21 protein-coding genes and 1 tRNA gene are annotated in these 23888 nt (G+C 67.1%); 4 read left to right on the plus strand and 18 right to left on the minus strand.

The features are described 5' to 3' along the window. Positions 1–11 precede the first annotated feature (11 nt). On the plus strand, positions 12–866 hold the full coding sequence (locus ACJASC_RS02540) for an SDR family oxidoreductase (protein WP_415143285.1): 855 nt from the start codon (positions 12–14) through the stop codon (positions 864–866). A 16-nt stretch (positions 867–882) separates the two neighbouring features. Here ACJASC_RS02540 and dxs read toward each other — a convergent pair whose 3' ends face one another. The 6 genes from dxs to ACJASC_RS02570 form a co-directional block, all read right to left on the minus strand. Next, positions 883–2823, minus strand: a complete 1941-nt coding sequence (gene dxs / locus ACJASC_RS02545) for a 1-deoxy-D-xylulose-5-phosphate synthase (protein ID WP_415143287.1) — start codon at positions 2821–2823, stop codon at positions 883–885. A 16-nt stretch (positions 2824–2839) separates the two neighbouring features. Beyond that, positions 2840–3706 carry a polyprenyl synthetase family protein gene (locus ACJASC_RS02550; protein ID WP_415143289.1) on the minus strand — a complete coding sequence of 289 codons (867 nt, stop codon included), beginning with the start codon at positions 3704–3706 and terminating at the stop codon, positions 2840–2842. Further along, on the minus strand, positions 3699–3941 hold the full coding sequence (locus ACJASC_RS02555) for an exodeoxyribonuclease VII small subunit (protein WP_341212596.1): 243 nt from the start codon (positions 3939–3941) through the stop codon (positions 3699–3701). The genes ACJASC_RS02550 and ACJASC_RS02555 overlap by 8 nt, the downstream gene beginning before the upstream one ends. Beyond that, positions 3938–4864: a histone deacetylase family protein gene (locus ACJASC_RS02560; RefSeq protein ID WP_415143292.1), complete on the minus strand. Its 927-nt coding sequence runs from the start codon at positions 4862–4864 to the stop codon at positions 3938–3940. The genes ACJASC_RS02555 and ACJASC_RS02560 overlap by 4 nt, the downstream gene beginning before the upstream one ends. Positions 4865–4959: 95 nt before the next feature. Continuing rightward, positions 4960–5661, minus strand: a complete 702-nt coding sequence (locus tag ACJASC_RS02565; RefSeq protein WP_045319687.1) for a response regulator — start codon at positions 5659–5661, stop codon at positions 4960–4962. After that, entirely contained in the window at positions 5661–6167 is a 507-nt protein-coding gene (locus ACJASC_RS02570) for a MarR family winged helix-turn-helix transcriptional regulator (RefSeq protein ID WP_045319676.1), read from the minus strand. The genes ACJASC_RS02565 and ACJASC_RS02570 overlap by 1 nt, the downstream gene beginning before the upstream one ends. A 154-nt stretch (positions 6168–6321) precedes the next feature. Here ACJASC_RS02570 and ACJASC_RS02575 point away from each other — a divergent pair, with 154 nt between their 5' ends. Together ACJASC_RS02575 and ACJASC_RS02580 are read left to right on the plus strand one after the other, a co-directional pair. Beyond that, on the plus strand, positions 6322–7191 hold the full coding sequence (locus tag ACJASC_RS02575; protein WP_415143295.1) for a branched-chain amino acid aminotransferase: 870 nt from the start codon (positions 6322–6324) through the stop codon (positions 7189–7191). Positions 7192–7277: 86 nt separating this feature from the next. Further along, the gene (locus tag ACJASC_RS02580) at positions 7278–8123 is read left to right on the plus strand and encodes a formate/nitrite transporter family protein (protein WP_415143297.1); all 846 of its coding nucleotides are present in this window, start codon (positions 7278–7280) and stop codon (positions 8121–8123) included. Here ACJASC_RS02580 and ACJASC_RS02585 read toward each other — a convergent pair. The 12 genes from ACJASC_RS02585 to ACJASC_RS02640 all read right to left on the minus strand — a co-directional run bounded on the left by ACJASC_RS02585 (position 8120) and on the right by ACJASC_RS02640 (position 23583). Beyond that, the gene (locus tag ACJASC_RS02585; RefSeq protein ID WP_415143299.1) at positions 8120–9094 is read right to left on the minus strand and encodes a DMT family transporter; all 975 of its coding nucleotides are present in this window, start codon (positions 9092–9094) and stop codon (positions 8120–8122) included. The genes ACJASC_RS02580 and ACJASC_RS02585 overlap by 4 nt on opposite strands. Positions 9095–9328: 234 nt before the next feature. Continuing rightward, on the minus strand, positions 9329–9514 hold the full coding sequence (locus ACJASC_RS02590) for a hypothetical protein (protein ID WP_021692884.1): 186 nt from the start codon (positions 9512–9514) through the stop codon (positions 9329–9331). Between the two features lie 123 nt (positions 9515–9637). Next, a complete protein-coding gene (locus ACJASC_RS02595) occupies positions 9638–10855 on the minus strand; it encodes a PQQ-dependent sugar dehydrogenase (RefSeq protein ID WP_415143301.1) in 1218 nt (405 codons plus the stop codon). Between the two features lie 19 nt (positions 10856–10874). Next, positions 10875–11939 carry a tRNA epoxyqueuosine(34) reductase QueG gene (gene queG, locus ACJASC_RS02600; protein ID WP_415143303.1) on the minus strand — a complete coding sequence of 355 codons (1065 nt, stop codon included), beginning with the start codon at positions 11937–11939 and terminating at the stop codon, positions 10875–10877. 42 nt (positions 11940–11981) lie between these two features. Continuing rightward, a complete protein-coding gene (fzlA, locus tag ACJASC_RS02605) occupies positions 11982–12668 on the minus strand; it encodes an FtsZ-binding protein FzlA (protein WP_045319675.1) in 687 nt (228 codons plus the stop codon). A 47-nt stretch (positions 12669–12715) separates the two neighbouring features. After that, positions 12716–13483, minus strand: a complete 768-nt coding sequence (gene mtgA, locus ACJASC_RS02610) for a monofunctional biosynthetic peptidoglycan transglycosylase (protein ID WP_415143306.1) — start codon at positions 13481–13483, stop codon at positions 12716–12718. A gap of 109 nt (positions 13484–13592) precedes the next feature. Continuing rightward, the gene (locus tag ACJASC_RS02615; RefSeq protein WP_415143308.1) at positions 13593–14597 is read right to left on the minus strand and encodes an alpha/beta fold hydrolase; all 1005 of its coding nucleotides are present in this window, start codon (positions 14595–14597) and stop codon (positions 13593–13595) included. A 186-nt stretch (positions 14598–14783) separates the two neighbouring features. Further along, the gene (gene gltB / locus ACJASC_RS02620; RefSeq protein ID WP_415143310.1) at positions 14784–19331 is read right to left on the minus strand and encodes a glutamate synthase large subunit; all 4548 of its coding nucleotides are present in this window, start codon (positions 19329–19331) and stop codon (positions 14784–14786) included. Beyond that, positions 19318–20037: a hypothetical protein gene (locus tag ACJASC_RS02625; RefSeq protein ID WP_415143312.1), complete on the minus strand. Its 720-nt coding sequence runs from the start codon at positions 20035–20037 to the stop codon at positions 19318–19320. The genes gltB and ACJASC_RS02625 overlap by 14 nt, the downstream gene beginning before the upstream one ends. 140 nt (positions 20038–20177) lie before the next feature. Further along, entirely contained in the window at positions 20178–21617 is a 1440-nt protein-coding gene (locus ACJASC_RS02630) for an NAD(P)-dependent oxidoreductase (RefSeq protein WP_415143314.1), read from the minus strand. A 157-nt stretch (positions 21618–21774) separates the two neighbouring features. Further along, a complete protein-coding gene (locus ACJASC_RS02635) occupies positions 21775–22581 on the minus strand; it encodes an undecaprenyl-diphosphate phosphatase (RefSeq protein ID WP_021692875.1) in 807 nt (268 codons plus the stop codon). 18 nt (positions 22582–22599) lie between these two features. Beyond that, positions 22600–23583 carry a complex I NDUFA9 subunit family protein gene (locus tag ACJASC_RS02640; RefSeq protein ID WP_415143316.1) on the minus strand — a complete coding sequence of 328 codons (984 nt, stop codon included), beginning with the start codon at positions 23581–23583 and terminating at the stop codon, positions 22600–22602. A gap of 215 nt (positions 23584–23798) precedes the next feature. On the opposite strand from ACJASC_RS02640, the gene ACJASC_RS02645 reads away from it, so the two are divergent. Beyond that, a tRNA-Leu gene (locus ACJASC_RS02645) sits at positions 23799–23885 on the plus strand. The last annotated feature ends 3 nt before the right edge of the window (positions 23886–23888 follow it).

Consider the following 23888-nt stretch of genomic DNA (forward strand, 5'->3'; position numbering starts at 1 on the left):
ACATAAGGCGCATGACCACGCTTCTCTCCTTCGGCCACGGCTACTCGGCCCGCGCGCTCACCCGCCTGTTGCCCGAGGACTGGCGCGTCATCGGCACCACCCGCTCGCCCGACAGGGTCGAAGCTTTGCGCGCCGAAGGAGTGGAGCCGGTGATCTGGCCCGGCGGCGATCTCATACCGGCGCTTGATGCTGCGACGCATCTGTTGATCTCCGCCGCGCCCGATGCCGATGGTGACCCGGTGCTGCGCGACTGGCAGGATGCCATCGCCGCGCGTGCGGAGCGCTTCGCATGGGTCGGCTACCTCTCGACGACCGGCGTTTATGGCGACCGCGACGGCGGCTGGGTCGACGAGGAGAGCGAGCTGCGCCCCGCGACGAAGCGCGGGCAGGCGCGCGTCGGGGCCGAAGCGGCGTGGCGGGCGATCCCCGGCCTGCCGCTGCATGTCTTCCGGCTTGCCGGCATCTACGGCCCTGGGCGCGGCCCGTTCGAGAAGGTGCGGCAGGGCACGGCCCGACGCATCGTGAAACAGGGGCAGGTCTTCAGCCGCATCCATGTGGATGACATTGCACAGGTGCTCAAGGCGAGCATCGACCGACCCCACACCGGTGCGACCTACAATTTGTGCGACGACGACCCGGCCCCGCCGCAAGAGGTCATCGCCCATGCCGCCGAGCTGCTCGGCCTGCCGGTGCCGCAGGAGGTGCCCTTCGAAGAGGCCGAGATGACGTTGATGGCGCGCAGCTTCTATGCCGAATCGAAGAAGGTGCGGAACGACCGGATCAAGGACGAGCTGAAGGTGACGCTGATCCACCCCGATTACCGCTCGGGGCTGGCCGCGCTGTTGCGCGCCGAAGCCGCGGACTGATCCGCGGCGGTATCCTTCAGGCGCGCTTGCCGATCACCTCGACGCCGAGCACCGAGAGCACCTTTTCCTCGATATGCCGTGCGGACAGACCGGCAGTCTCGTACATGTCCGAGGGGCTCGCCTGATCGATGAAGATGTCGGGCAGCACCATGGAGCGGAACTTCAGCCCCCGGTCGAACACACCCTCGTCGGAGAGAAGCTGCGCCACATGGCTGCCGAAGCCGCCGACAGCCCCCTCCTCGATGGTGATCAGCGCCTCGTGATCCGCTGCCAGCTTCAGGATCATCTCGCGGTCCAGCGGCTTGGCGAATCGCGCATCGGCGATGCTGGGCGTGATGCCGCGCGCCGTGAGCGCCTCGGCGGCCTTGACCACCTCGGACAACCGCGTGCCGAAGGAAAGAAGCGCCACGCGGCTTCCCTCCCGCACCATGCGGCCCTTGCCGACCTCGAGCGGTTCGGCTTCGACCGGGATCTCGACGCCGACGCCTTCGCCACGCGGAAAGCGGAAGGCGATGGGGCCTTCGTCATGCGCCGCCGCCGTGACGACCATGCGTGCAAGTTCGCCCTCATCCGCGGCGGCCATCACTACCATGCCCGGCAGGTTGGCCATGAAGCCTACGTCGAAGCTGCCCGCATGGGTCGCGCCATCGGCACCCACCAATCCTGCGCGGTCGATCGCGAAGCGCACCGGCAGCCGCTGGATCGCCACGTCGTGCACGACCTGGTCATAGCCACGCTGCAGGAAGGTCGAATAGATCGCGCAGAACGGCTTCATGCCGCCCGCCGCGAGACCGGCGGCAAAGGTCACGGCGTGCTGCTCGGCAATGCCGACATCGAAGCATCGGCTGGCATAGCGGTCCATGAACCGCGCCAGCCCCGTGCCGTCGGGCATCGCCGCCGTCACCGCGACGATCTTGTCGTCCTTCTCCGCTGCCTTGATCAGGCTTTCCGAAAACACCGATGTATAGGATGGCGCGTTGCTCTTGGCCTTGGCCTGCTCACCCGAGATCACGTCGAATTTGGCGGTGGCGTGACCTTTATCCGAGGCAGCCTCGGCCGGGGCATAACCCTTGCCCTTCTTGGTGATCGCGTGGATCAGGATCGGCCCGTCGGCGCGCGATTTGACCGTGCGCAGCACCGACAGAAGCTGCTCCATGTCGTGCCCGTCGATCGGCCCGATATAGGAAAACCCCAGCTCCTCGAACAACGTGCCGCCGACGGTCATGTGCTTGAACACATCCTTGGCGCGCTTGGCCCCCTCCTGAAACGGCGGCGGCAGGAAGCTGACGGCCCCCTTGGCCAGAGCCTTGAATTCCTGGAACGGCGCCCCTGCATAGAGCCGCGAGAGATAGGAGGACATCGCGCCCACGGGCGGCGCGATGCTCATCTCGTTGTCGTTGAGGATGACGATCATCCGCTTGCCCAGATGGCCCGCGTTGTTCATCGCCTCATAGGCCATGCCAGCGCTCATCGCGCCGTCGCCGATCACCGCGATGCAGTCGCCGACGCTCTCGCCCTCGAGCCCGCGCCCGCCCAGGTCGCGCGCCGCCGCCATGCCCAGCGCCGCCGAGATCGAGGTCGAGCTATGCGCCGTGCCGAAGGGGTCGTAGGGGCTTTCGGACCGCTTGGTGAAGCCCGAAAGACCATCCTTTTGGCGCAGGGTCCGGATGCGGTCGCGCCGTCCTGTGAGGATCTTGTGCGGATAGGACTGATGGCTCACATCCCAGATCAGCCGGTCGCGCGGCGCATCGAACACCGCGTGCAGCGCCACGGTCAGTTCGACCACGCCGAGCCCGGCCCCGAGATGGCCGCCGGTCTCGCTCACCGCCGAGATCGTCTCGGCGCGCAACTCGTCGGCGAGGCGCTTGAGCTCGGCGTCGCTCAGCCGCTTCATGTCCTCGGGGATCTTCACCCGGTCGAGAACGGGGGTGACGGGGCGGTTCGGCGTCTGGGTCATGGCGAGCCCCCTTTGTTCAATTGTCGCGCGCGATAACGAAGCGGGCGGCGTCGCGCAAGGTTCCGGCCTGCGCACCATAAGGCGACAGCGCGTCGCAAGCCGTCTCGATGAGCTCGGCGGCGCGTGTCCGGGCGGCTTCGAGCCCGAGCAGCGACACGAAGGTCGCCTTGCCGGCGCCCGCGTCCTTGCGCAGCGCCTTGCCCATCTTTTCGGCGTCGCCCTCCACGTCGAGGATGTCGTCCGCGATCTGAAAGGCAAGGCCCAGCGCCGCAGCGTAACGCCCCAGCGGACGCGCATCGGCCCCCGCCATCACCGCGCCCGCCTCGGCCGACCAACGGATCAGCGCCCCGGTCTTGCCCTGCTGCAGCTCGGTGATCTGGTCGAGATCGAGCGGTGCGTCGGCGCTTTCGGCCATGATGTCGCGTGCCTGCCCGCCGACCATGCCCGCGATGCCGCCCGCGCGTGCGAGCGACAGGCACAGATCGGCGCGGTGCGGTCCCACCGCCGGATCGGCACAAAGCTCGAAGGCGAGACTTTGCAGCGCATCGCCCGCAAGAATCGCGGTCGCCTCGTCCCAAGCGACATGCACGGTCGGTTGCCCGCGTCGCAGGTCGTCATCATCCATCGCGGGAAGATCGTCATGCACGAGGGAATAGGCGTGCAGCGCCTCGATCCCGGCGGCGGGCAGACGCGCGGCCTCGCGCGTCACGCCGTGCAACCGCGCGCCTTCGAGCACGAGGAAGCCGCGCAGTCCCTTGCCGCCCATGACCGCGTGCTCCATCGCACGGGCCACCGGCAGGTCGTGACCCGCGAGCCGCTCGCGCAGCAGTGCCTGCGTCTCGCGCCCGGCCTGCGCCAGCGCCGAGCCGAAGCCCTCAGCCATCGAGCGGCGCGGTGCCCTGCGCCTGCCCGTCGGGCCCTTGGGTGATCTTCGCAACCTTCTCCTCGGCCTCGGCGAGCTGCTTTTCGCAGCGCGCCTTCAACTCGGCGCCCCGCTGGTAGAGCGCGATCGAATCGTCGAGCGCGACATCGCCGCGCTCCAGCTTGCCCACCACCTGCTCCAGTTCCTTGATCGCCGCCTCGAAGCTCAGTTCCCCGACGGGTGTCGCATCGCTCATCGCCCGCGTTCCTCCAGTATCCTCACATGGGCGGCCACCGAGGCCGCCAGCGCCTCGAGGTCATAACCGCCTTCGAGCGCGGAGACCACGCGCCCCTCGCACTGCGCATCGGCAAGATCGCAGATCCGCGTGGTGATCGCCGCGAAATCCTCGGCCTCGAGCATCAGCCCGGCCAGCGGATCGGCCCGGTGCGCGTCGAATCCCGCCGAAACGAGAATCAGTTCGGGCGCATGCGCTTCGATCCGCGGAAACACCTCGCGCTCCAGCGCCGCCATCATCCCCGCCCCGTCGCACCCGGCCCGCAGCGCCACGTTGACCACCGTGCCGTGCGGGCCGGTGTCCGTCGGATCGCCCGTGCCCGGATAAAGCGGCATCTCGTGGGTCGAGCAGAACAGGATGCGCGGGTCGTCCTCGACCAGATCCTGCGTGCCATTGCCGTGATGCACGTCGAAATCGATGATGGCGACGCGCGAGAGCCCGTGATGCCCGAGCGCGTGATGCGCGGCGGCAGCGACATTGCCCAAAAGGCAGAATCCCATCGCCGTCTCGCGTTCGGCATGGTGCCCCGGCGGGCGCGTCGCGCAAAAGGCGTTGGACGCCTCGCCCGAGAGCACGAGATCCACCGCCCGGATCGCCGCGCCCGCGCCGCGCCACGCGGCCCCGAGGCTGCCCGCCGAGAGCCACGTGTCGGCGTCGATCTGGCGCGTGCCCTGTTCGGGCGTGTCGCGGCGCAGATCGTCGAGATAGGATTTCGGATGCACCCGCAGCAGGTCCGCCTCAGCGGCGAGCGGCGCCTTGACGCGCATCAGGTTCATACCCTCAAGCGCACCGAGCACGGCGTCGAGCCGCGCCACCTGCTCGGGGTGGCCGGGGGGCGTGGCATGGTCGAAACCGTCGGGATGGGTCAGGAGCGCTGTGGTCATGAGAGTGCAGGCAATCCCAGATCGCCGCCGGGCGCAAGCGCCACGATGTCACCGCCGCGCGAGCCGCATTTGTCCTGTCTTCAGCTGCGCCGCACTCAATCCGGCGTCAGCATGTAACCTTCGCCGCGCACCGTCTGCAGATAGCGCGGCTGGCGCGGGTCGGCCTCGAACTTGCGGCGCAGCCGGGTGATCTGCACGTCGACCGCGCGCTCCTGGCTCTGACCGCCGCCGCGGCCCAACTCCTCGACCAGATGGGCACGGGTCACCGGCTCGCGCGGCTGCGCGGCAAAGATCCGCATCAACTGCGATTCGGTGGCGGTCAGGCGGATCTGGCTCTCGCCCTCCCACATCTCGCCGCGCGCCACGTCGTAGCGCACCGGTCCAAGATCCAGCATAGCGGGCCGCTCGGGCTCGGGTTCGGGCACCGGCTGGCGTCGCAGCACGGCGTTGATCCTGAGCAGCAGTTCCTTGGGATCGAAGGGCTTGGCGAGGTAATCGTCGGCCCCGGCCTCGAGCCCGGTGATCCGGTCCCCGGTCTCGCCGCGCGCGGTGAGCAGCAGGATCGGCACGGGCAGCGTCTCGCGCAGCGACCGGCAGAGCGAGATGCCGTCCTCGCCGGGCATCATCACGTCGAGGACGATGAGGTCGAAATCGAGACCCGACAACAGGCGGCGCGCATGGCCAGCATCGCGCGCCCCGGTGACGAGGTAGCCGTGCCGCGAAAGGAACTTCTGCAACAGCGCCCGCAGCCGCGCGTCGTCATCGACCACCAAGAGATGCGCGAGATCGGTGCTCATCATCCGCCCCTTCCGGCCAAAGCTTCGTACTGGCGGCGGCTTTCGTCGTCCATCATCGCCTCGAGCACCTGCCGGAAGCCCGCCACCGCGACCGGCCCTGCGGTGCGGTAGGCGGCGCGCATCCGCTCGCGCTGCGCATCGGACAGCTCACGCTCGAGCCGCGCGCCCTCCTCGGTCAGATGCAAGTGCCGCTCACGCCGGTCGCGCCGCCCTACCCGCGCCTCGACCAGACCCGCCGCGATCAGGGCGCGCAGCACCCGATTCAGCGATTGCTTGGTGACGCCCAGAAGCGCCATCAGGTTCGATACGGTGGTGCCGGGCGAGCGGTGGATGAAATGGATCGCCCGGTGATGCGCGCGGCCCATCTCGCGGCCCTCAAGGATGCGGTCGGGATCGGCAGTAAAGCCGCGGTAGGCGAAGAACATCGCTTCGATGCCCTTCCTGAGCTGTTCGTCCGTCAGGAAGAGAAGGCTCGATCCCCCCTGCGGCGCCGGTGCCTCGGCCATGCGCTGTCGTCCCTTCGGTCGTTCGCCTTTGGGTCACAATACGTCAGCCTTGTTGACATTCCAAGAGCGAAGCACTAGCGATTTGCCCCATGAAGCGCAATTTTCGGTCTTGGAGCCCGACTCCGCATCCGAAATCTTGACAGGGAGGCACGCCATGTCCGGTGGCTATGACGATCGCGACGGAAAGATCTGGCTCGACGGCCAGCTTGTGGAATGGCGCGACGCGCAGGTGCATGTCCTGACCCACGCGCTGCATTACGCCTCCTCGGTGTTCGAGGGCGAGCGCTGCTATGACGGCCGCATCTTCAAGGGCGTCGAACATTCGCAGCGGCTGCGCAAATCGGCCGAGCTGCTGGATTTCGAGATCCCCTATTCGGTCGAGGAGATCGAAACGGCGAAATACGCAGTGCTCGAGGCCAATGGCTGGTCCAATGCCTATGTGCGGGCGCTGGCGTGGCGCGGTGCCGGTCCCGACATGGGCGTGGCGTCCTTGCGCAACCCGGTGCGCATGGCCGTCGCGGCCTGGGAATGGGGCAGCTATTACGGCGACGCCAAGATGAAGGGTGCCAAGCTCGACATCGCCAAGTGGAAGCGCCCTTCCCCCGAGACCGCGCCGAGCCAGGCCAAGGCCGCGGGTCTCTACATGATCTGCACGATGTCCAAGCACGCCGCCGAGGCCAAGGGCTGCTCCGACGCGCTGATGTTCGACTATCGCGGCTATGTCGCCGAGGCGACGGGCGCCAACATGTTCTTCGTCAAGGATGGCGAGGTGCACACGCCGCTGGCCGATTGCTTCCTCAACGGAATCACGCGCCAGACCGTGATCGCGATGCTCAAGGACAAGGGACTGACCGTGCATGAGCGGCACATCATGCCCGAGGAGCTCGAGGGCTTCGAGCAGTGCTGGCTCACCGGCACTGCAGCCGAGGTGACCCCGGTAGGGCAGATCGGCGACTACAGCTTCGAGGTCGGCGCGCTGACCCGCGACGTGGCCGAAAGCTACGAAAAGCTCGTGCGCGCCTGAGCCTGTGCGCGGTCCGCGGTGCCGGGCCGCGCTTTCCGACGGCACCCATCGCCTTACCTCCTCGCGGACAAGCCGCAGGAGACTTCATGTACAACGCCCCGCACCGCGATCCCGAGCATGCCGACCACGTGCGCAACAAGGCCGAGGCCAAGGCCGTCAACGAGGCGAGCCATCTGAGCGCGCGACTGGTCTATCATGTCGTGTTGCGCGAGGGCGAAGAAGAGCTCAAGCGGCCCAACGCAGCGCTGTTCTGGGCCGGCATCGCGGCGGGGCTGATGATCTCGGTCTCGGTGATGGCCGAGGCCGTGCTCAAGGCACATCTGCCCGAAGTGCCATGGGCCGTCTACATCGCCGATTTCGGCTATTGCTTCGGCTTCCTGCTGGTGATCCTGAGCCGGATGCAGCTTTTCACCGAAAACACCATTTCGACCGTCCTGCCGCTGCTCACCCATCGTGACGGCACCACGCTGTGGAAGGTGGCGCGGCTTTGGGCGCTCGTGCTCGGGGCCAATATCATCGGTGCCTTTCTTGCCGCGGCGTTTTTCGTCCACACCTCTGCCCTGCCGCCGGAGATGTCGACAGCTATGGGTAAGATCAGCGTCACCGCCACTTCGGCCGGGGCATGGGAGAATTTCTGGCGCGCGATTCCCGCCGGGATTCTGATCGCGGCGCTGGTCTGGATGATTTCCTCGGGCGATCACGAGTATTTCCTCATCATCACCGCCTTCACATGGCTGATCGCTGCGGGCGATTTCCAGCATGTCATCGCGGGCTCGGTCGAGATGGCGCATGTGGTGCTGTCGGGGGCGGGCGACCTACCCGAACTGCTGGTGCGCTGGTTCGGACCGGTGCTGCTGGGCAATGTGATTGGCGGCACGGCGATCTTCACCCTGACCGCATGGGGGCAGGTCCAGCAGGAAGTACAGGGCTAGCCGTTCGGGCTCATCGCGCGGCGCCCGCGGCCGCGCTCCAGCCCAAGCTTGCGCTCGCGCAGGATGATGGCGATACCGGCCGAGACGATGATCGCGGCCCCCGCGAGCATCGCCGCCGTCGGCACTTCGTCGAAGAGGAAATAGCCCACGCCCAGCGCCAGCAGCATCGAGGCGTATTCGAACGGTGCGATCAGCGAGGCGTCGGCGTAGCGGTAGCTGGAGGTGAGGAAGATCTGCCCCAGCCCCCCGAGAAGCCCCGCCGCGACCAGCAGCGCGAAGGTGCCAGGACCCGGCATGGTCCAGCCGAAGGGCAGCGTCAGCAGCGCCAGCACGCTTGCCGTGGCCGAGAACCAGAAGACGATCGTCGCCGTGCTTTCGGTGCGGGTTAGCTTTCGCACGAAGACCTGCGCCAGCGCCGCGCAAAGCGCGCCGCCCAGCGCCACCACCGCGCCCAGCGTCTCGGCCATGCTGAGAGGATCGGAGGTCACCGTGAGCCGGGGCGACATGACGATCAGCACCCCGACGAGCCCCGCCCCCACCGCCGAAAGCCGGAACAGCCGCACCTCCTCGCCCAGAAACATCGCCGCCAGCACCACCACCATCAGCGGTGCGGCATAGCCGATCGCCGTCACCTCGGGAAAGGAGAGTAGCCCCAGCGCGGTGAATCCGAGCCCCATGGCCGCGGTGCCGACGAGACCGCGCCACAGATGCCCCATCGGGTTGGGTGTCTCGAGCCCGTGGCGCAGTTCGCCGCGCCACAGGAGCCACGCGATGATGACGGGAAGCGCGAAGAAAGATCGGAAGAACACCGCCTCACCCGGCGGTACCACGTCCGAGGTCGCTTTGATGATCGAAGCCATGGCGACGAAGACGCAGACCGAGGCGACCTTGAACAGGATGCCGCGCATCGGCTGCTGTGCAGGCGAGGTGACGGCATCGGTCGAAGCCGGGGAGGCGCTGGAACGGGGCATGGGTGTCCTTTCGCCCCGACCCTAGCCCCCCGGCCAGCGGGGGCAAGCAGGCATTGCCCGGCAGGACACCGGTGCCGGAGGCGATGCCCCTGTTAACGAGGGCGCAGCCCGTCCGACCCTGACAAAAGCCAGCGCCACCTCCGGGATCCGGAAGTGGCGCGTCATGTCATCTGGTTCAAGGTCTCTTAGATCTGCCGCTACCGGGCCGATCTTACCCCGACAGAGACACAGGTCTCAGGCCTCGCGACCGCGCTCGATCCGCAGAAACTCGCGTATCCGCGCCGCGCCGCGGGCGCCGAGGCCGCGGGCGTGAAGCTGTTTCGTCGCGCGATGCGGGCCTTCCTCGCGCTCGAGCCGCATGTATTCGCGCGCCTTGATCTCGGAGCGGTCCTTGGGCTTGTCGATCACGTGCTTGGTCATCGAAATCTCCTCCCTTGGGGGTATCGCGGGTCTGCAACCTAGCCGATCCCGCCGATTCGGTCTGCATCTTTCGCATGAGTGCCCCGGCGCGCGCCATGCACCGCCGGAGCTTGGCCTTCACGGTCAGTTCGCAGGGCTCATTTTCAGGATCGCGCCCGCTTCGCTGTCGATCAGAAACAGCACCTCGCCGGATTCGGTGATTTCCACGTCGCGCACCCGGCCATTGCCGCCCGCGAGGGCTTCCTCGCCGACCACGAGGCCTTCCTCGTTGATGTCGAGGCGCACCACCTCACCGGGCACGAGCGAGGCGATGACCAGATCGCCTTCCCATCCATCGAAGGCGCCGCCCTCGTAGAAGGCCATGCCGCCCGGCGCGATCACCGGGTCCCAATAATAGACCGGCTCCTCGATGCCCTCGGCGCGCGGCTCGCCGATGCCGACCGGCTCACCATCATAGCGGACGCCATAGCTCACCTTGGGCCAGCCGTAATTGGCACCCGGCTCGGGGCGGTTAAGCTCGTCGCCACCCGCGGGTCCGTGTTCGATGGTCCAGTAGTCTCCTGTGGAGGGTTGGATCGCCGCGCCCTGAATGTTGCGGTGGCCATAGGACCAGATCGCGTCCTCGCCTTCCTGGCCCACGAAGGGGTTGTCCTCGGGCACCGAGCCATCTGGATTGAGCCGCACCACCACGCCATAGGTGTTGGTGATGTCCTGCGCCATCTCGCGGTATTCGTCGGTGAAATGCTCGCCCGTGGTGATGAAGACATGCCCTTCGCCGTCGAAGGTGATGCGCGAGCCGTAATGCATCGGCGCGTCGGCGGGCGGGCCTTGAACGAAGATGTCTTCGACATTCTCCAGCGCGGTCATGTCCTCCGACAACGTGCCACGCGCGGCCGCCGTGGCAACGCCGCCATCGACCGGCTTGGCATAGGTGAAATAGACCATGCGGTCGCTGTCGAATTCGGGGCTCGGCGTCACATCGAGAAGGCCGCCCTGTTCGCGCGCGTCGATCTCGGGCAGGCCGGTGATCGGCTGGTGCACCTCGCCCGAGGCCGAGACATGGCGCAACCGACCGGGACGCTCGGTGACGAGATAGCTTCCATCGGGCAGCGGCGCGATGCCCCAAGGCCGCTCTAGCCCCTCGGCAAAGGTCTCGATGGTGGTTTCGGTGGCCTCCATCTTGGGCGCGTTGGCTTGCTCGGGGAAAGCGGGTTCGTAATCGGCGTTGGCCGGACCGCGATCGACGGGCTGCTTGACGCCGCCATGATCGGCATCGGCGAGGGCGAGGCCGGGGATCAGCGCGGCCAGAGCTGCCGCAACAAAAGGCGAAATGGACTTCATGTCGGTCTCCCTGTGCTTGTCAGGAACTTGACCTAGCCGCCTTTTCCGCCCCTTCCAGCCGCCTCACGGCCCATTGACCGGCCTCGGCCAGAACCGGATCGGCTTCGGCGGCCAGATCACGGGCCACCCCAAGCAGGCCCCGGTCGCTGGAGTTGCCAATGGCATAGGCGACGTTGCGCAGGAACCGGTCGCGTCCGATCCGCTTGATCGCAGAACCGGAGAACATCTCGCGGAAGGTCGCATCGTCGAGCTTTGCCAGATCGGCGAGCGGCGGCGCATCGACCTTGCCGAAATAGCGCATTTCGGTCGCCTCTTGGGCAAACTTGTTCCACGGGCAGATGGCGAGGCAGTCGTCGCAGCCATAGATGCGGTTGCCCAGAGCCTCGCGAAACTCCTCGGGCACCGGTCCCTTGTGTTCGATGGTGAGGTAGGAAATGCAGCGCCGCGCATCGAGTTGGAAGGGCGCCGGAAAGGCGTTGGTCGGACAGATGTCGAGACAGCGCGTGCAGGAGCCACATTTCTCGACCGCGGGTGCATCGACGGGAAGATCGACGGTTGTGAAGATCGCGCCGAGGAACACCCAGTTGCCGACCGTGCGGCCCAGAAGATTGGTGTGCTTGCCTTGCCAGCCCAGACCGGCGGCCTGTGCCAGCGGCTTCTCCATCACCGGCGCGGTGTCGACGAAGACCTTGATCTGCTCGTCGGGGCATTGCTCCAGAAGCCAGCGCCCGACCCGCTTGAGGCGCTTCTTGACGAGGTCGTGGTAATCGCGGCCATGGGCATAGACGCTGATCGCGGCGCGGTCGCGCTGTTCAAGCACCTCGAGCGGATCGTGGTGCGGCGTATAGGCCTCGGCCAGCATGATCACGGAGCGCACCTCTGGCCAGAGCGCGGCCGGATCGCCGCGCCAATGCATGCGCTCCTCCATCCAGCCCATCTGACCGTGGCGGCCCTCATCGACATAGGTGGCGAGGCGTCCGGCGGCCTCGGGGATGGCATCGGGGCGGCAGATTCCCATCTCGGCGAATCCCTCGCCGAGCGCGGCCTCGCGCAGCCTGTCCTTCAAACCCGGATCCGTCACCATTCCCAGATACGCATCCGGATCGGCGACCCCAAGCGGGGCATCTCAGAAATCAAGATCGGCGTAATGGGCGGGCTGTGGAAAGCCCGGAAGCTGGTCGGCCAGAAGCGAACGGAAGGCCGGGCGCGACTTGATCTTGGCGTACCAGTCCTTGACCGTCTCGGAACGGTTCCAGTCCACGTCCGAGATGTAGTCGAGGCACGACAGATGCGAGGCGGCGGCGAAATCGGCGAGCGACAGCTCGTTGCCCGCGAGCCAGCGCCGCTGGTCCAGCAGCCACGCCATGTAGTCGAGGTGATACTTGATCGCACGCGCGCCTGCCTTGACGTTGGTGCTGTCGGGGTAACCGCCGCCCATGACCTTCTTGAACACCCGTTCGCCCAAGAGCTTCGAGGTCACCTCGCGGTGGAACTTGTCGTCGAACCACGCCACCAGACGGCGCACCTCGTAGCGGGCATCGACCGATTGCGGCAACAGCGGCGGATCGGGCTGCACCTCTTCGAGATATTCGCAGATCGCGGCGCTCTCCGACATCATGCGGTTGCCGAGCTTGAGCACCGGCACCTTGCCCGCCGGGTTGCGGCGCAGGAATTCGGGATCCTGCTCCCAGTAACGCTCTTCCACGAGTTCGACCTCGATCCGCTTTTCGGCGAGGCTGAGCCGCACCTTTCGCGAGAAAGGCGAGAGCGGGTAGTGATAAAGGCGGTGCGTGGCGGGACGGTTGTTCTGCATGCTCCCCTATCTGCCGCAACTGTCGCGCCGCTTCAATCCCGTGCGCATCACTCGAAGCAGTCGTCTCGCCCGTCGCGCCGGATCGTCGCGGCGCCGTCGAGAATCGCGGCGGCGCGGCGGCGTACGAAGTCCGACGGGTCCGAAGCCGATCGCGCCTTTGGGTCCGGCAGAATCGCGGCGAGGCGGGCGGCCTGCACCTCCGACAGGTCGGCGGCGGACACGCCGAAATAATGCGGTGCGGCCCTGCCGACGCCGAACACCCCCTCGTCGAACTCGGCCACGTTGAGATAGGTCTCGAGGATCCGCCTCTTGGACCAGACCGCCTCGACGGCAGGCGTCATCCCGGCCTCGAGCGCCTTGCGCAGCCAGCTGCGCCCCTGCCAGAGATAGACGTTCTTGACCACCTGCTGGCTGATGGTCGACGCGCCGCGATTGCCGCCCGAAGCCATCGCCGTGCGGATCGCCTTGAGGTCGAGACCCCAGTGCAGGCAGAAATTGGCGTCCTCTGCGGCAACGGCGGCGCGGGCCATGACGGGCGCGATCTCCTCCATCGGCACCCAATCATGGGCGATCTCGCCCAGCCGCGCGCGCTCGGACATCATGTAGGGGGTGATCGGCGGGTTGAAGGTCGAAAACAGCAGGACCAGCGCGCCCGCCAGGCCGACGAGGCCCAGAGCGGCCCAGAGGGCGACGCGCGCGAACCAGCGCGCGGGCGTGCGCAGAGCGGCATCGGCGGGCGTCTCGGCGGCGCTTTTTGCCTTGCGGTTGCGTCGGGCGGCGGTGCCGGTCTTGGAAGTGTTCACGGGTTTGGCCATGCCGCCATAGACCTTGCCCGCCGGGGTCCGGTCAAGCCGAACCTCGGACCCGTTTCCAAGGAGCGATGCGGTGTCGCATCGCCCACGCCGCACTCCGTTCAGGCCCCGTTCAAGCCGCGCGGTTGCGCGGCACGGCCACCTTGTCGATCGCCGCCATGAGGGCATGTGTCGCGGTCTGCTGGATCATATGGCCCTCTCCCGGCAGACGCTCAAAGCTGCTCTGGGCGATCTCCCCATGCAGCCGGGCCGACTGCGCCTCGCAATCGATGAGCCGGTCTTCGGCGCCCGCGACGATGGCGACGGGCATCGATAGTGCCGCGTAACGGGACCGTGCCGCGGCGGCGCGGGGGATCATCATCGCGGTCTCGGCGGCACTGGCGCGGATCTGCGAGGGGCGCACCGCCATTTCCTTGGGAAACTGCGCGAACTTCGCGGGCACCGGGCGCGGCGCGAAAAGATGCTCCAGCACGGCGGGCCATATCACCCGCGCCAGATGCGGCGAGACGGCATAGCGCAGCACGTCGCCCAGCACCGGCACCGCCGGAGCCGAAAGGCCGACGACATCGGCGCGCGGGCTCGGGTAATAATAACCCGAGGCCAGCACCAGCCCCGAGACCGCCTCGGGGAAGCGGTCGGCGAGCGCGACCGCCACCGAACAGCCCCAGGAATGGCCCAGCACCGTCGCGCGCGTCACGCCGATCCGGCCCAGCGCCTCGTGTAGCAGCATTGCCTGCACCTCGGGCGTCCAGACGGTGTTGCGCGGGCGGGCGCTGTGACCAAAGCCGGGCCGGTCGAAGACAATGACCCGGTGGTGCCGCGCCGCCATGTCGATCAGCCCGCTGCTCTCGAAATCCTGGATCATGCTGCCATTGCCATGCAGCAGCACCAACGCCGGGCCGGTGCCGCGTTCGAGGTAGTGCAGCCGCACACCCTTCACCGTGATGAACCGCCCCATGGGCGGGTTGTCCCGTTCGGCGCGCTTCGCAAGGCGGTGGTTGGCATAGGCCGAGGCCGCCATGGTCGCGATGGCGGTCCCCGCGACGGCGCGGATCTTGAACCGCTGCGCGGCCTTGCGCGAGAGGGAAGCCGGATCTCGTTTGTTCATGGAGGTCATCGGGCACATCCGTTTGTCAGGTTGCCGCCGTCGCGCCGGTGTTCCGGGCTATGTTGCGGTGCGGCATGACTACCCTTGAGGGCCCCGCCGGGTTCCCGCATGGCTGCCATGCCCCCTCCCCGCTTGGATGCGAAAGGGCCGGGGCGTCGCCGCCCCGGCCCTTCGATTCTCGACCGCGATTCGCGATCACTCGGCGGGCAGCGCCACCTCCTCGACGGTGAGGGGATGCGGGATGTGGCGCAGCATTTCCTTGGGGCAGACCTGCAGGAAGTTGTGCTTCTCGCTGTCCCAATGCTGCAGGATCTCGGCGGCCTTACGGCTCCCGGTCTCGAGCTGGTGACGCTCGATCAGCCCGTGCAGCTCGCGCTCCCAGTGATCGACCGTGACGCCGCAGGTGACGAGCGTCTCGGTGTTCATCAACGGCTCGGCGAGGCCTTCGGGATCGTAAAGATAGGCCATGCCACCGGTCATGCCGGCGCCGAAGTTGGCACCGATCGAGCCAAGGATCACAGCGACACCGCCGGTCATGTATTCGCAACCATTGGTGCCGCAGCCCTCGATCACCACATGCGCGCCCGAGTTGCGCACCGCGAAACGCTCGCCCGCGCGGCCGGCGGCAAAGAGATAGCCTGCCGTCGCACCATAGAGCACGGTGTTGCCGATGATGGTGTTCTCGCTCGCCACCAACGGGCTTTGCATCTGCGGGCGCACCACGATGGTGCCGCCCGAGAGACCCTTGCCCACATAGTCGTTGGCGTCGCCGGACACCTCGAGCTTGAGGCCGGGGGCCGCGAAGGCGCCGAGCGACTGCCCCGCCGAGCCGGTGAGCTTGACGGTCAGGTGGTCGGGCTGCAGCTGGTTCCGCATCCCGAAATTCTCGACGATATGCGCCGAGGTCCGGGTGCCGATGGTGCGGTGCGTGTTCTGCACCGCGTATTGCAGCTGCATCTTCTCGCCATCCTCGAGGAAGCGCTGGGCGTCCTTGACGATTTCGGCGTCGAGCGTGTCGAGCACCTCGTTGCGCGGCTTATTGCGGTCGTAGCGGATGCTCTTGGTGCCATCGACCGTAATCAAGAGCGGGTTGAGGTCGAGATCGTCAAGATGCGCCGAGCCACGCGACACCTGCGTCAGCAGGTCGGCCCGGCCGATCACGTCATCAAGCGAACGCGCGCCGATCGAGGCCAGGATCTCGCGCACTTCCTGCGCGTAGAAGGTGATCAGGTTCACCACCTTGTCGGCGTTGCCCGCGAACTTGCCGCGCAGCGCCTCGTCCTGGGTGCAGACCCCCACCGGGCAGGTGTTGGACTGGCACTGGCGCACCATGATGCAGCCCATGGCGATGAGCGCCGCGGTGCCGATGCCGTATTCCTCGGCCCCCATCATCGCCGCCATGACGATGTCGCGCCCGGTGCGCAGACCGCCATCGGTGCGAAGCGTCACCCGGCCGCGCAGGTTGTTCATCGACAGCACCTGATGCGCCTCGGTGAGACCCATCTCCCACGGCAGGCCCGCATATTTGATCGAGGTCGCGGGGCTGGCCCCGGTGCCGCCATTATGGCCCGAGATCAGGATCACGTCGGCCTTGGCCTTGGCCACGCCCGCCGCGATCGTGCCGACGCCCGAGGAGGAGACGAGCTTCACCGTCACCTTGGCGCGCGGGTTGATCTGCTTGAGATCGTAGATCAGCTGCGCAAGGTCCTCGATCGAGTAGATGTCGTGGTGCGGCGGCGGCGAGATCAGCGTGACCCCTTCCGTCGAATGCCGCAGACGCGCGATCAGCTTGGTGACCTTCATCCCCGGAAGCTGGCCGCCCTCGCCGGGCTTGGCGCCTTGCGCCACCTTGATCTCCAGTTCCTCGCAGGCGCCCAAGTATTCGGCGGTGACGCCGAAGCGGCCCGAGGCCACCTGCTTGATCTTGGCGCTCGGGTTGTCGCCATTGGCCTCGGGCAGGAAATGCGCCGGATCCTCGCCACCCTCGCCCGAGTCGGATTTGGCGCCAATGCGGTTCATCGCGACGTTGAGCGTCTTGTGCGCCTCGGGGCTGAGCGCGCCCAGCGACATGCCCGGCGTGACGAAACGCTTGCGGATCGAGGTGATGCTCTCGACCTGCTCGATCGGGATGGCCTCGCCCATCGGCTTGATCGCGAGAAGGTCGCGCAGGTGGATCGGCGGGTTGGCCTGCATGGTCGAGGCGTATTGCTTCCACAGCTCATAGGAGGCGCGGTCGCAGGCGGCCTGCATCATGTGCATGGTCGTGGCTTCCCAGGCGTGCTTCTCGCCCGAGCGGCGCGACTTGTAGAAACCGCCGATCGGCAGCGTGCCGAGATCCGCGCCCGCCTTGGTCCAGCCGCGGGCGTGCACCTCTTCGAGCTTCTTCTGGATGCCGGTGAGGCCGATGCCGGAGATGCGGCTGTGCATGCCGGGGAAATACTCGGCGCACATCGCACGGCTGAGGCCCACGGCCTCGAAGTTGAGACCGCCGCGATACGACGAGATCACCGAGATGCCCATCTTGGCCATGATCTTGAGCAGGCCCGCATCCACCGCATCGCGGTAGCGGCGCATGATGTCGGTGAGCGTGCCTTCGAGCAGGCCACGGTTCAGGCGATCCGCAAGGCTGTCCTGCGCGAGATAGGCGTTCACCGTGGTCGCCCCCGAGGAGATCAGCACCGCGAAGTAATGCGGATCGATGCACTCAGCCGAGCGCACATTGACCGAGCAGAAGGTCCGCAGCCCCTTGCGGGTCAGCCACGAATGCACCGCCGAGGTGGCGAGGATCATCGGCATCGGGACGCGGTCCTCGTCCTGATGCTGGTCGGTGAGCACGATGTGCCCGGCGCCCGAGCGCACCGCGTCCTCGGCCTCGGCGCGGATCCGCTCCAGCCCCGCGCGCAGCCCGTCGGGCGCGCCGCCCGTCGGGAAGGTGCAGTCGATGAAGGCCACCTGGTCACCGAACTGCTCGACCATGGTGTCGAACTCGGCATTGGCGATGAACGGACTCTCCAGCACAAGGATCTCGGCTTGGCTGGAGCTTTCGTCGAGCACGTTCTTGAGGTTGCCGAACCGCGTCTTGAGAGACATCACCCGGCTTTCGCGAAGGCTGTCGATCGGCGGGTTGGTGACTTGGGAGAAGTTCTGCCGGAAGAAATGCGACAGCGGCCGGTACTTGGTCGAGAGCACGGCCGAGGGCGTGTCGTCGCCCATCGACGCGATCATCTCCTTGCCGTCCTCGGCCATCGGGGCCAGCACCTGCTCCAGTTCCTCGACCGAGTAGCCGGCGGCGATCTGGCGCTTGCGCAGCTCGGGGCCCTCGAACAGCGGCTCCTCGGGCACGTCGCGCAGGATGTCGTTGAGATTCACGACCTTTTCGATCCACTCGCCGAAGGGCTGCGAGGCGGCGAGCTTGTCCTTCATTTCGCTGTCATGGAACAGCCGGCCCTCGCCCATGTCGACCGCGATGAGCTGGCCCGGGCCGAGCGCGCCCTTCTCGACGACGCGGGCCTCGTCCACCGGCACCATGCCGGCCTCGGAGCCCGCGACGAGCAGGCCGTCGCCGGTGACGACGTAGCGCATCGGGCGCAGGCCGTTGCGGTCGAGACCAGCGCAGACCCAGCGGCCATCGGTCATCGCCAGAGCGGCGGGGCCGTCCCACGGCTCCATCACGGCGTTGCAGTAGGAATACATGTCCTGCCACGCCTGCGGCATCTCGACCCGGCTCTTGGACCAGGCCTCGGGCACCAGCATGGTCTTGGCCATCGGCGCGTTGCGCCCGGCGCGCACCAGCACCTCGAACACCGAATCGAGCGCGGCCGAGTCCGAACTGCCCTGCGGCACGATCGGCTTGATGTCCTCGGCCATCTCTCCGAAGGTCGAGGAGGCCATGCGGATCTCGTGGCTCTTCATCCAGTTGGTGTTGCCCTTGAGCGTGTTGATCTCGCCGTTATGGGCGAGCATGCGGAAGGGTTGGGCCAGCCACCATTGCGGGAAGGTGTTGGTCGAATAGCGCTGGTGATAGAGCGCGAAGGCGCTTTCGAAGCGCGGGTCCATCAGGTCGGGGTAGAACACGGCGACCTGCTCGGCCAGCATCATGCCCTTGTAGATTACCGAGCGGCAGGACAGCGAGGCGAGGTAAAGCTCGCGCACGCCCGCGGCGACCGAGGCGCGCTCGATCCGGCGGCGGATGATGTAGAGTTCGCGTTCGAACTGCTCCTCGTCGATGTCCTTCTCGCAACGGATCAGGATCTGCTCGATCTCGGGGCGCGTAGCGTTGGCCTTCTCACCGAGGCAGGTGATGTCGACCGGCACGTGGCGCCAGCCATAGATGTAGTGCCCCATGCGCAGCACTTCGGTCTCGACGATGGTCCGGCAGGTCTCCTGCGCGCCGAAGTCGTTGCGCGGCAGGAACACCTGCCCGACCGCGATACGGCGCTCGGCCATCGGCTCGTGCCCGGTGCGGCGGATCTGGTCCTCGAAGAAGGCGCGCGGGATCTGCACGTGGATGCCCGCGCCGTCGCCGGTCTTGCCGTCGGCGTCGACGGCGCCGCGGTGCCAGACCGCCTTGAGCGCGGCGATGCCCTTTTCGACCACCGCGCGCGATGGGGTGCCGTCGATCGCGACGACGAGACCGACGCCGCAGGAGGCGTGCTCGTCATCCTCGCGGTAGAGGCCGTGCTCGGCCATGTGCTTGCGCTTGGCCTCTTCCGAGGCGACCCAGGCGTCATCATAGGTGGTCATGGAAGATCTCCTTGGCGATGGGGGCGGGTGCCGACGACATGGTCGCGCCGCAGCCGTGTTTGGGGTTGGACGAGAGGAAACCCGGCTCGCCCGGAAGGATGAATTCGATCGGCGTGTCGTTCGAGGTGAAGCTGCCCTCCGGCCCGGTCACTTCGCTCGTGCCCGACAGGAAGATGCGTCGGGCGCGGTCGATGAACTCGGTGCCGCGGCTGACCCAGAGGACCTCGCCATCCTCGCCGGTGGCGCGTACCTCGTAATCGGTCTGCTCAAGCTCGACGCCGTCGATGGTGACGGTCTCGCCGGTCAGGCTGTCGAAGCCGACATAGCGGGTTTCGCCGACCTGATCCGAGAGTGTCGTGAAATCGAAGCTGTCGGCCCCGGTTTCCGACAGTTCGGTGAAGGAGGCCGGATCAGCGGGATCGGGAGCGAGCGCCTCGCGCCGGTCGGCGCGCGGATAGACGCTCTCGACCCATTGGGTCTCGGCGTCGATGGCACCGAAGTAGCTCACCCCGTCGAGGTCGAGATCGACCCTGCGGCGCCAGCCCTCGGGGTCGCCCTCGCAGGTGAAATGATGCGACACGGTGCAATTCGCGGTCTGCACGGTCAGCGCGGCGGCGCAGCCCTCGGGCAGCGCCACCTCGCGTGGGGCCTGCGCACTGGCCATAGCGGGCCACGCGCAAAGCAGGAGGGCGATCGGCGTCTTCATGGCGGTCTCCGAAACGGGGTCGGCGGGACATGGGTCGTCGGGAACTGACGGGATCGGGCGACCCCGGCCCGAAGGCCGGGGCATCAGCCCCCGATAACCGGCCCCCCGGGGCGGCACGGGCCCAAAGCCCGCGCATGGGCTCACTCGGCGGCGACGCCGGCGCTGGCGGACTGGTCGAGATAATTCACGATCGCGGTGGCGCTGTCACGCCCGTCGCGGATCGCCCAGACAACGAGCGAAGCGCCGCGCACGATGTCGCCCACGGCATAGACGCCGTCGAGCGAGGTGGCGCCGGTGCCGAATTCGGCCCGCACGGTGCCCCAGCGGGTCACTTCCAGCCCTTCGACGCCCCAGAGCGTCGGCAGGTCCTCGGGCTCGAAGCCCAGCGCCTTGACCACCAGATCGGCCTCTTCGAGGTAATCGGCGCCCTCGATCTTCTCGGGCATGCGGCGGCCGGTGGCGTCGGGGGTGCCGAGGCGCATCTTGTGGACATGCACGCCCTTCACGCCCTCGGGGCCGCACTCGAAGCCCTTGGGGGCCGAAAGCCAGACCAGATCGACGCCCTCCTCCTCGGCATTGGCGACCTCGCGCTGGCTTCCGGGCATGTTGGCCCGGTCGCGGCGATAGAGGCACTTCACGCTTTCGGCGCCCTGACGGATCGCCGTGCGCACGCAGTCCATGGCGGTATCGCCGCCGCCGATCACCACGACCTTCTTGCCTTCGGCGTTCAGCTCGCCGCTGTCGTATTCGGGCACGTCGTCGCCGAAATTCTTGCGGTTCGAGGCGGTGAGGTAGTCGATGGCACGCACAACGCCGCCATGCTCGCTGTCGGGCAGGTCGCGCGATTTGTAGACCCCCGTGGCGATCAGCACGGCATCGTGCTTGCCGCGGATGGCGTCGAAGGAGATGTCCTCGCCGACCTTGCAGTTCAGCACGAACTCGACGCCTGATTCCTCGAACTGCTTCGTGCGGCGGTCCACGATCTCCTTCTCGAGCTTGAAGCCCGGAATGCCATAGGTCATCAGCCCACCGACGCGGTCGTAGCGGTCATAGACCGTGACCTGCACACCTGCGCGGCGCAGGTAGTCGGCCGCCGCCAAGCCGCCGGGACCGGCACCGATGATGCCGACGCTCTCGGTGCGCTCGCGGGCGGGATGGATCGGCTGGACCCAGCCTTCGTCCCACGCAGTGTCGGTGATGAACTTCTCGACCGAGCCGATGGTGACGGTGCCGTGGCCCGACTGCTCGATCACGCAGTTGCCTTCGCAAAGCCGGTCCTGCGGGCAGATGCGGCCGCAGATCTCGGGGAAGGTGTTGGTGGCCTGAGAGACCTCGTAGGCCTCCTGCAGGCGGCCTTCGGCGGTCAGGCGCAGCCAGTCGGGGATGTTGTTGTGAAGCGGGCAATGCGTCTGGCAATAGGGCACGCCGCACTGGCTGCAGCGGCTCGACTGCTCGGCCGCCTTGTCACGGGCGAACTCGGCGTAGATTTCCTGGAAATCCTCGCGCCGCGCTGTGGCCAGACGCTTTTCCGGCATGTCCCGCGGCACGGACACGAATTTCAGCATCTTGTTCTCGGCCATGGCTGGTCTCCCTCTGGCTGGGCTCGGGAGTGAGATACAGAAAGGCCGTGCCGATGAAAAGTCAGCAATACTGACCCATTTATCGCTTTAGCGCGCCTGTCGAGAAATTATTCGGTGCCGTGAGGGATTTTTAGGTCAGTATGAAATACCTATGCGCTCATCCAACCAGAAACAGACCGATGAGGGCCGCGACCCCGACGATGATTCGCCACCAACCGAACAGCGCGTAGCCATGACGCGAGACATAGCCGAGCAGCCATTTGACCACGATCGCCCCCGACACGAAGGCCATGGCAAAACCGATGGCGATCTCGTTGAGCGCGCTCCAGTCGAGCACGTCACGGTTCTTGAACAGATCGTAGGCCACCGCCCCGGCCATGGTCGGCATCGACAGAAAGAACGAGAACTCCGCCGCCGCGCGCTTGTTCACACCCATGAGCAGCCCGCCGACGATGGTCGCCCCCGACCGCGAGACGCCCGGCACCATGGCCAGCACCTGAAAGAAGCCGATGGCCAGCGCCGTGCGCACCGGCAACTTCATCGCGTCGTCATGGCGCGGGTTGAGCGCCATGCGGTCGACGAAGAGCAGCACGATGCCGCCCAGCACCAGCATCACCGCGATCAGCGCAGGCGTCTCGAACAGCACCGTCTTGATGATGTCATGCGCCAGCACCCCGATCACCGCCGCCGGCAGGAACGCGATCAGCACCGCGGCGATGAAGCGCCGCGCCTGGGGGTCGTGCGGCGCGTCGCGCAGCACCCGCCAAAGCTGCCCGAAATAGAGCGTGAGCAGCGCCAGCACCGCGCCGAGCTGGATCACCACCTCAAAGGTCTTGCCGTTGCTCTCGAAGCCGAGAAAATGCCCCGCGAGCAGCAGATGGCCGGTCGAGGACACCGGAATGAACTCCGTCAGCCCCTCCAGAAGCCCGAGGAGGAGCGGCAGGAGAATCGTCTCTCCGGTCATGATACTATTGTCCGTTCGTTAGTGCGGGCGCAGGTTACGCGCCGATTCCTTGATGGCCAGATACTGCCCCGAGGGACGGAAGCGCCACAGGTAGTCAGGCAGCACAGCCTCCATCGCGATCGGCTCGATGCCTAGATCGCTGAAACCCTTGGCGCCTGTGCCCACGACGTTGTCATGGCGCAGATTGGCGACCTGGTCTGCGGTGATCGGCGCGCGCACCAGCCCGAGGGACAGCATCTGCACCACACCACCAGCGGTGGCCATCAGACGGCCCACGCCGAAGGGCAGCGCCAGCACGAGGCGACGGCGGCGGATGATCCGCAGCATCTGCACAATCAGCTCGCGGAAGCTATGCACGTCGGGCCCGCCCAGCTCGTAGACACCGGGGGCGGCATGGCCGGTCACCGCGAGGGCGGCGGCATTGGCCACGTCGTCCGCATGAACCGGCTGGAACTTCGTGTTGGCCCCGACCACCGGGATCACCGGCGATATCTGCGCCATCGAAGCAAAGCGGTTGAAAAACTCGTCCTCGGAGCCGAACAGGATCGAGGGGCGCAGGACCACCGCCTGCGGCATGTGGCGCAGCACGCCCGCCTCGCCCGCGGCCTTGCTGCGGGCGTATTCGCTCTCGCTCTCGGCGTCGGCGCCGATCGCCGAGACATGCACCATCCGCGCCACCCCCAGCTCGGCGGCGAGGCGGGCGATCCGCTCGGGGCCCTCCTCCTGCACCGCCTTGAAGGTATTGCGGCCTTTTTCGGCCAGAACGCCCACGCAGTTCACCACCGCGTCGGCGCCGGTCATCACGCTGCGCACGCTGTCGTCGTCGCGGATGTTGCAAAACACCGGCTCGACCTGACCTACGACGCCGTAGGTGCGCACGAACAGCGCCTCTTCGGGGCGGCGGCAGGCGACGCGGACGCGCCAGCCCTGCTGCGCCAGACGACGCGTGATATAGCGTCCCAGGAAGCCCGATCCGCCGTAGATGGTCACAAGTCCGGTCATCTGCCCCGCCCTGATAAGGTGAATTGACGCCTCGCGGTTTACCCCCCGGGAGCCACGCGGACAAGCGCCGATCCGGCACCGCTCGCCACGGGCCCTCCGCGCCGCGCCGCCCTCGGTCCCGTCCATCGTCGCCTTCCGCAGGGACAGCAAAATTTCCCGCGGATTGCCCGTTGACACCCCCCGCGCCATTCCGTAGATCGCCCCTCACACGACCTGCCCAGGTGGTGGAATTGGTAGACGCGCTGGCTTCAGGTGCCAGTGTCCGAAAGGACGTGGAGGTTCGAGTCCTCTCCTGGGCACCATCC

Origin of the sequence: Limimaricola cinnabarinus, from assembly GCF_047631075.1 — a bacterium.
Lineage (GTDB): Bacteria > Pseudomonadota > Alphaproteobacteria > Rhodobacterales > Rhodobacteraceae > Limimaricola > Limimaricola cinnabarinus.